The following is a 606-nucleotide window of genomic DNA, read 5'->3' on the forward strand; positions in this document are numbered from 1 at the left end:
GGGCGCGGAGGGGCGGGGGGCGCCAGCTGCTCGCTCACATCCCGGTTGAGGGAGTGCACCCCGTCCTCCTCCAACACCACCGTCTCCTCCATCAACCGGCGCTCTCCCTGCGCGAGCGCCACGCGGTAGGTGCCCGGCCGCAGCGGCAGCCGCGCGGGCGTCATGTCCACCGCCTTGCCGTCCACCTGCACCACCAGCCCCGGAGGCGTGGAGGTCACCAGCAACAGCCCGTTGCGCGGCTCCTCGAGCACCGGGGGTGGCTCCTCCTTGGTGTGCTGCGGGCTCGCCCGGGACGGACTCGCGCGAGAGGGCTTCGCGCGCGGCGGCGTCCTCGTGACGGCGGGCTCCCGCGCCGGCCTGGCGGGCTCCACGCGCGCCCGGTCGCGCTCGCGGGACTGGAGGTCCGTGGCGATGCGCAGCAGCTCGACCAGGTCGCCGCCGGGAGACCTGCGCAGGCTCAGGGCCTCGGTGAACTCGCGGACGGCGATGTCGTAGTCGCGGTCCTCCAGCGCGGCGAGCCCCGCGGCGCGGCGGGCACGCGACAGCCCCTCGTTCGCGTCCTCCGCCGGCGGCGCGGGGGCGGCGACGGGCGGCGTGGGCGCGGGG

1 protein-coding gene is annotated in these 606 nt (G+C 77.4%); it reads right to left on the reverse strand.

Annotated elements, in window-relative coordinates:
- The coding region (locus FL311_RS43520; protein WP_141333587.1) for a PEGA domain-containing protein at positions 1-606 on the reverse strand (606 nt) is incomplete at both ends.

The sequence above is a fragment of the Myxococcus sp. AB025B genome, assembly GCF_006518215.1.
In the GTDB taxonomy this organism is placed as follows: domain Bacteria; phylum Myxococcota; class Myxococcia; order Myxococcales; family Myxococcaceae; genus Myxococcus; species Myxococcus fulvus.